The following is a 4,314-nucleotide window of genomic DNA, read 5'->3' on the forward strand; positions in this document are numbered from 1 at the left end:
GAGAAAAACTTCGTCACAGCTAAACCTCCTGCAAAATCAACTTTACATGCATAGGTAATGGTTTGGCCTGCAGTTAAATTTCCTACTTTTTTGGTAAATGTTTTACCAGAAACATGATCCATTGGTGTTTCTATAAATGGTGATTTTTGCCACAGATATGCGACCAATCCATTTTTATCTGTATCTAACATCTCAAGCGTAATGGTGACATTACTTCCTATGGTCTCAAAAGTTATATTATAACCTTTTGAAAAACTACCTTGGCTGGCTTGGCTAGAAAATTCACTACATGATTTTTTCTCGTCTACTGTAACCTGAAGGACTTTCGATATCGATTCCGCTCCATCATTATCTGTGGCTTTAGCAGTAATGTCATGAGATCCTAAACTCGCTTCTGTCCAGTTGTAAGCAAATGGAAAAGTCGTGTCCTCACCGATTTTATAAGTTCCATCATAAAACTCAACTTTAACAATTTCTCCGTCTAAATCGGTGGCCAAAGCTATAATCTCAATTTCTTGACCCTCAATATAATTCATATTTTGTGCTGGAGAAGAGATACTCACATCAGGAGCAATGAATTCTGAATCTGTCACTATTACCATAACTTCAGAAGTTGACTTATAGGTATCATAACCAACAATCAGTCTAAATTTATACACCCCTTCTACAAGATTTGTAATGCTTGTTTTCGCGCTCGAGTTGTTTTCAAACGCTACTACACTAGGACCATAAACCTGATCCCACTCGTAAACCATACTCTTATCGCTTGCACCTGTGCTAGCTGAACCATCAAGTAATGCTGAAGAGGCAGGTAGCCTCACTTTGATAGGTTCCCCTGCATCGGCATAAGGACGTTCTTCAGAAAAGGAAGATTGATACGTTAGCGTCATTTTACCTAGATTAAATTCACCACCATCAAAAGCTATTTTCAATATTTGCTCTCCCTTATTAAGAGAAATATTTGAAACTGTTTTGGTCCTAAAAGTGGTCCAATTTGTATCACTAGTTTTTGATACAGAAATATCACTACTTATTTTTTGATTGTTCATTTCCAAATGAAACGGTCCTCCACCATTTGAGTTTGCAGAAGCATATCTAAATGACAACTCGTAGTAACCAGCATTTTGAACCTCAATGGTGTATTCCAACCATTCTCCCGGAGCCACCCAACCCACAGTTGCACCTTCACCATTTACCACCGTAGCATCTACATATTCTTCTGATCTAAATTCTCCTTTATTGTCTTGACTGGTATCAACATAAGATATGTTTTGACCAACGCCACCTTGATATTTATCATAATGACCAGCTTCAAATGTTCCTGGTATCAAAATTGGAGAACCTGAGTAAGGTTGTTGAATTCCAACCACTACAGAAACACTATTAGTGACCACAAACAAATCATCTGTTTGGTATATTTTTGCAGATAACCCATGGGTTCCAACTTCCAAATCTGTGATCTTGTGTGCATAGGGTTTGGTCTGATCTTCTGCTACAAAAACCCCATTGTCATAGAAAGCAACTTTAGTAACCTCTCCTGTCGTCTGAACTTCTACATTGACACTTCCTCCTATATAGGCTTGATCGAAATCAGAAGAAATCACACCTTCTACATCAATATCCTTACTGGTACTCATCTTGTTGGCCAACACCTCCATACGATAGCCATCAGAAAAATTGACCGTTATCGGATTGTCTTGATAATTATGAACCACGTATGTTTTCTGCCCATCTTTATCAAAAACTGCTGTTATAGGATAGTCAGAAGTTATTTGTGGTTGCAAAGTTCCTAATGCATTCATGGCATGAATCCAATGATAAGTTTGAACATCTGAAACACCAAACTTTAAATTTCTATCCTTACTTGCGTTGTATAAGTCAATTGCTTTTTCTGGATTTGAAAAGGACAAATATTTCCAAAAAGTATCATGCCATAAATTTGGGTTTTTATCGTTATCACTCAAAATACCTGTATTGGTTTCTACTTCATTCCATATTTTTTGAACATAATCTTGGTGATGAGCCAAATACAATGACCCACCATGTATAGGATACAATTCAATACCATAAGAGGCCGTGATATCAGTGGTCCAAAAAGTACCGTTATCATATGAATTTCCCCAAACTCTGGAGACCAAACCATATCTTTGGTCAGATTTAAAATTTCTTTCGTGGATGTCAAACCAATATTCTTCTACAGCAGTTTGTTCAGTTGTGTAAAGATAGATGCCCAAATCACGTATTTCATCATTTTCAGTTATGGTTCCCCAATGAATTAGAGCAGAGTTAAATTGCATGCTTTCAGAAGTTGACTCTTGATCATTTCCTTGAGGAAAGGTGGCAAAACCATTCGCCCAACAATGTCCAGCATAAGGACTGAAATTTCTTAAAAAAGGAAATTTAGTATCATTTCTATCTGCACTTGCAGCATCTCTAACCAAATGATTGACAAAATCACCCCATTTGTTGGCCCAACCTGGCTCATACTGCTCCATAAATGCAGCTGCATGTATGAAATACCCCCAATGAAAATGATGGTCATTTATATTTGTATCTTGTCCGTGTCCTGAGGGATACCCTAACAGGGCAGTCCAATTGGAATTGTAATAAAATAAAAAAGCTTTTTCGCCAGATTGATAACTCAACCAATCCTCTAATCTTTCTTTGATGGTTGCAATCATCTTGTCTCTCGATTCAATATCCCCTGTTTGATCGGCTATTCTAGCAGACTGAATCAATCTATTCATGACTTGACCTTCATTGTATGAATCTGTCCAATCAGACAAACCATCATTTTTAATCTGATCGATTTTGGAGGCCAAAGCTGACGGATTAAACTTATCACTATAATTGGCTAAGTAAGGCATTGTTGGTAAAATACCACTAAACTTATTTTCTACCGAAAATGAGTTTGAAGCCAAGGTCTTTATTTCCCCTCTTACCGATTGATAACTATAACCATTTGGTATAGATGAGTTTGGACTAAGGTGATCCCACTGGTGAGGTAAAAGCCCTAACAGCACCTCTGATTGGGTACCCTCTTTGACTTCGGCTATTACCTGAAAATCTGTCGTTACTTTCGCAGAAGTTTTATCATATGACCATGAAACTTCTGTGGTTTTAGGAAATGTGTATGCATATTTTTTGTAGTCATTAGCAATCTCCTCTACATTATTTTGATCTTGAGGTAGCATGGCTACGGACCAATAGTTTTTTTCATCTAGCGTTGAACTGTATAAATTACCTGAATTACTCCATGTACTTCCCGTTGGTGCATAGACAACAAAATTAGCACCGCCACTAGCATTTTTGATGATGAGTATTTCCTGTGAAATGGTAACGGTTCCAGAAGAAACTTTTATGACGACTTTATCTTCATTGTTTTTTTCAAAATAAACAAATGGCATTCCTATCCCTGAGGTAGCTGACATTTCGTGCTGTGCATCTTTCCAATTCATGGTTACTGTCCAATCTGAGTAATCCGATACTTTAGACTGCGAAGCATTTAATCCTTCAAGTCCAATTCTGATGGCCTCATTGTCACCGATTACACCCCATGGAATGTAAGTTAGCACTAATCCTTCATTGACTGTCTTCAAGGTCATGGGATAATTAAATAAATTGGCGGCGTGATTTTCTTTAATTAGCTTAGACCACCAATCATTTGTGGGAACAGGTTTACCTGTTGCATTCCCTATTATTTGTGGACTGCCCGATGGGAAACCGTTTCGACCTGCAGCGTCAGTACCTGGAAAAGAAGTTGTATAGCTTCCATCACCTACAGAAATTTTTTGAGCAGATGCATCTACAAGAGTAAGACACAAGAAAAAAAGTTGAAAAACAACTTTGGTTATTTTTTTATTCATGTTAGTTTTGTTAGTTTGTATAAAACTACACTAATTCCTAACAAATGATGCTTCCCATTCACCACTAAAAAAACCAATAACAACTACTTAAACCCTACAAAAAGCTTTGTTTGGATTTTTTTTGTTCATTCACAAGCAAATAAGAATCCATTCAGAAAAATAAATGTCTTTTAACCTTGAACACGACAGAAGAAAAAAACAACACTATGAAAGAAAAGACAAAATTAAGAACAACCTTAAAAAAATACTTTGGTTATGAAAAATTTCGTCCACTACAGGAGGAAATCATTATGAGTATTTTAAATGGTGAAGACAATTTAGTGATCATGCCAACTGGTGGGGGTAAATCTATTTGCTTTCAACTACCCGCTATCTTATTGGAGGGTTTAACACTGGTCATATCGCCATTAATAGCATTGATGAAAGATCAGGTTGATGCGCTTAATGC

Annotated in this window: 2 protein-coding genes; one reads left to right on the forward strand and one right to left on the reverse strand. The window is 36.9% G+C overall.

Translation table 11 applies throughout. The features are described 5' to 3' along the window. Window positions 1-3,866, reverse strand: a 3,866-nt coding sequence (locus tag ABF281_RS06255; RefSeq protein ID WP_347180827.1) for a glycosyl hydrolase, incomplete at its 3' end; no start/stop codon positions are given. A 206-nt stretch (window positions 3,867-4,072) separates the two neighbouring features. Here ABF281_RS06255 and ABF281_RS06260 point away from each other — a divergent pair. Then, the coding region (locus ABF281_RS06260; protein WP_347180828.1) for a DEAD/DEAH box helicase at window positions 4,073-4,314 on the forward strand (242 nt) is incomplete at its 3' end.

The sequence above is a fragment of the Wenyingzhuangia sp. genome, assembly GCF_039768515.1.
In the GTDB taxonomy this organism is placed as follows: domain Bacteria; phylum Bacteroidota; class Bacteroidia; order Flavobacteriales; family Flavobacteriaceae; genus Wenyingzhuangia.